Source organism: Thomasclavelia sp. (assembly GCF_017889095.1).
Taxonomy (GTDB): domain Bacteria; phylum Bacillota_I; class Bacilli_A; order Erysipelotrichales; family Coprobacillaceae; genus Thomasclavelia.
The window spans coordinates 1-3,586 of sequence record NZ_JAGHEW010000229.1; the positions used below are offsets into that span (position 1 = coordinate 1).

The window sequence follows — 3,586 nt, forward strand, 5'->3', positions numbered from 1 at the left end:
AGGGACGTTAGGAGCTAATGCTTCGGCAGCTGTTGGATTAACTTCAACCGTTTGCTGGTTAGTAACAAGTATCGCAATTGCTTTTGGAATTGGGATCTTAGCTGTATGTGCTCAAGCAGTTGGCGCCAATAATCAGGAAAAAATCCAGCGAACCGGGCAGCAGGCGTTATTTTTTACGTTAATAGTGGGGATCGCTTTAACGATAATTTGTGTTTCAATTGCCCCATTTTTACCGAGCTGGTTAAATGGTGCTAAGGCAATTAGACAAGTTGCATCAACTTATTTTTTGATTATTTCTTTGCCCTTATTATTTAGATGTGCGGTCTTGATTTTATCATCGGTTTTACGTGGTGTTAGTGATATGAAAACACCAATGCTGATTAATTTATATATGAATTTAATTAATATTGTTTTAAATTTCTTTTTTATTTATCCTAGTCGAAAAATTTGGGGAATTACGGTGTTTGGAGCAAATATGGGAGTAGAAGGTGCTGCTATTGCTACTGCTATTTCTTTTGTTGCTGGTGGAATAATGATGTTTAGACGGTTTTATCGAAATGAATATTTTAATTTTAAAAAAACCGGATTTCATTTTTACCCAACTGAATTTAAAGAGTGCTTATCAATTGGTTTACCAGTCGTTTTAGAAAGAAGTGTAATTTGTTTAGGACATGTAACCTTTTCTTCTTTGATTGCGAAATTAGGAGTTACTTCATTAGCGGCCCATACGATTGCAATTCAGGCAGAGCAGGCATTTTATATTCCTGGTTATGGTTTTCAAAGTGCTGCTTCAACCATGGTCGGTAATGCAGTTGGTCAAAGAAATGAACATCGTGTTAAAGAAATTACCTATTTAATTTGTGGTATAACAATGTCATTGATGGTTATTTGCGGAATTGCTTTATTTGTTTTTGCCGATAACTTGATGGCAATCTTTACACCTGACATGAAAGTTATTGAACTGGGAGCTAGGGTATTACGGATTGTATCGTTGTCGGAACCAATATATGGAATTTTAGTTATTTTAGAAGGAACATTTAATGGAATGGGGGATACTAAAGCACCGTTTGTATTTTCGTTGATTACAATGTGGGGAATTAGAGTTACCGGTTCGTTTTTAATGATTAATTTATTTCATTTAGGAATTGAAGCAGTATGGATCATGATGGTAATTGATAATGTTAGTCGGTGTGGTTTATTAATGACAAGGTTTTTTAAAGGAAACTGGAAATATCGATTAAATAATTAAGCGAGCTTAGGCTCGCTTTTATACGATAATTTTACGACGGGGTTTATGACAATGCTGTTCAAATTCTAAAGCAGTGCGATTCATTTTAATTAATTCATTTACATGATAATCATAGCGAATCAAAGTTGCATCTTTGCAATGATAATGATATAAGTGATTAACGCAGTTAATATAAATATGCTGGTAAAAACTTTCTTTAAGTGAATTATTATTAAAATAGTCAATCAGCATTTCTTTAGGTAAATTATGGCAATGAGAAAAGATATAAAGACCATTTTGTAAATACTGCTGATAGTTTTTGCTTTTATATTCTTTTCTTTCAATAGCATTGTCAATCTTTTTGATGACAAATTCCAGATCATCTTCATTATGATCAAAAGGATTGATATTTAATATGGCATAAAGGGGTTTTTTAATATCGGCAACTGCTTCCTGAGGTGTTAAAGCCTGAGTCACTTCAATGCCAAAGTCACGATCAGGAATGCGAAGATCAGGACGATCTGATTGGATTATTTGTGATTCACTAACGTTTAGAATTTTTAATAGCGTTAAGGCAGCATATTTTTCAAAATAATTTTTACTATAAGTTTCTTTCATTTTTGACCTCGTTTTAATCAGTTATCTTTTATTCATTATAGCATAGACACATTGATTTTCATATTTTTAAATGCTCATTTTATTGCGCTTGATATAGTAAACTGATATACTTTGACTAAGAGGATAACGAGGTGATTGAACGATGAAAAAAGCAGTAATATTTGATATGGATGGTTTGATGATTGATAGTGAAAGAGTTACTTATGAAGAATATTGTCGTAAACTGGAAACGTTAAATCTATCATTTGATGAAGCCACTTATCGCTTATGTTTAGGAAAAAATAAAGTGGGAATCTGTCAAGTTTTTTATGATCATTTTGGTGATGATTTTCCGATGAAAGAAGTTTGGGATGATGTTCATATCTGGATCGATGAACGGTTAGCTAAACATGTGCCTTTAAAAACAGGTTTATTAGAGTTATTAAAATATTTAAAAGATAATAATTATAAAACAATTGTTGCCACCAGTTCTACGCGTGATCGGGTCGATACAATTTTAAAGAACGCTAAAATAACTGAATACTTTGATGATAGTATTTGTGGTGATGAAGTAACTCATGGTAAACCTAATCCCGAAATCTTTTTGACCGCTTGTAAAAAACTTAATGTAGAACCTAAAGAAGCTTTAGTTTTAGAAGATAGTGAAGCCGGGATTTTGGCGGCTTATGATGGTAATATTGATGTGATTTGTGTACCGGATATGAAATATCCTGAAACGGATTTTGCAAACAAAACAACTAAAATTGTTGCTAATTTAAATGACGTAATTACATATTTAAAGGATCTTGATTAAACACCAATTCGGTGTTTTTTTGTGCGGTTTGCTTTACCAAAAAGATTAAATATTATAAAATTATAATATGATTTAAAAGAAGGTGAAGTAATGGAAATTAAAGAATTATATCCAGATTTTTATGTTTTTGATGATGGCCGGGTACGGGAGTTTTTAATTAAAGGTAATGATGAGGCGTTACTAATCGATACTGGTTTTGTAGATAATGATATTGTAAGTAAGATTAAAGAGATTACTGATTTACCAGTAAAAGTAGTTTTGACTCACGGTGATTTGGACCATAGTGGTGGTTTAAAGGATTTTGATCAATGCTATTTACATCAAAATGATATGGCTTTAATTGATAAAGATATTAAGATGAAACCATTATTTGCTGGTGATTTAATTAAAGTTGGCAAATATTGCTTTGAGGTAATTGAAATACCTGGACATACTTATGGTTCAATTGCGTTATTAGATCGAAAGAAAAAGCTATTATTACCAGGTGATAGTGTTCAAAAAGGACCAATTTATATGTTTGGTAAACATCGAAATTTAACGTTATATCTTGAAAGTCTTAAAAAACTATTATTAGATATTGATGATATTGAAACTATTATTCCTAGTCATCATGAATACCCATTATCAAATAAGTATCTTAAATATTGTTTAGAAGATGGTCGTAAATTAAGTAATAACTTATTAAGCGGTGAAAAACACGACCAATTACCATGTTATACATATTTTGGCGATCATGTCAGTTTTTATTACTAGGAGGAATGAAAGATGTTAGAAGTAGGAAGTCAAGCCCCTGATTTTACTTTATTAAATCAAGAGGGAAAAAGTGTTAGTTTAAGTCAATTTAAAGGAAAAAAAGTAATTTTGTATTTTTATAGCAAAGATAATACACCAGGATGTACTAAACAGGCTTGTAATTATGCCCAAAATTATGATGATATTGAAGCCAA

Annotated in this window: 5 protein-coding genes; 4 read left to right on the top strand and 1 reads right to left on the bottom strand. The window is 31.5% G+C overall.

Annotation, left to right across the window (positions count from 1 at the left end; genetic code table 11):
- On the top strand, positions 1–1,249 hold a 1,249-nt coding region (locus J7M77_RS09940), incomplete at its 5' end, for an MATE family efflux transporter (RefSeq protein WP_296878045.1).
- A gap of 18 nt (positions 1,250–1,267) precedes the next feature.
- On the opposite strand, the gene J7M77_RS09945 is transcribed toward J7M77_RS09940, so the two are convergent.
- The gene (locus tag J7M77_RS09945) at positions 1,268–1,846 is read right to left on the bottom strand and encodes a hypothetical protein (protein WP_296878047.1); all 579 of its coding nucleotides are present in this window, start codon (positions 1,844–1,846) and stop codon (positions 1,268–1,270) included.
- 142 nt (positions 1,847–1,988) lie between these two features.
- Here J7M77_RS09945 and J7M77_RS09950 point away from each other — a divergent pair, with 142 nt between their 5' ends.
- From J7M77_RS09950 to J7M77_RS09960, 3 genes are all read left to right on the top strand, one after another.
- Positions 1,989–2,639 carry an HAD family phosphatase gene (locus tag J7M77_RS09950; RefSeq protein ID WP_296878049.1) on the top strand — a complete coding sequence of 217 codons (651 nt, stop codon included), beginning with the start codon at positions 1,989–1,991 and terminating at the stop codon, positions 2,637–2,639.
- Positions 2,640–2,729: 90 nt separating this feature from the next.
- Positions 2,730–3,392 (top strand): MBL fold metallo-hydrolase, encoded by a 663-nt coding sequence (locus J7M77_RS09955; RefSeq protein ID WP_296878051.1) that lies wholly within the window; start codon positions 2,730–2,732, stop codon positions 3,390–3,392.
- Between the two features lie 12 nt (positions 3,393–3,404).
- On the top strand, positions 3,405–3,586 hold a 182-nt coding region (locus J7M77_RS09960; protein ID WP_296878053.1), incomplete at its 3' end, for a peroxiredoxin.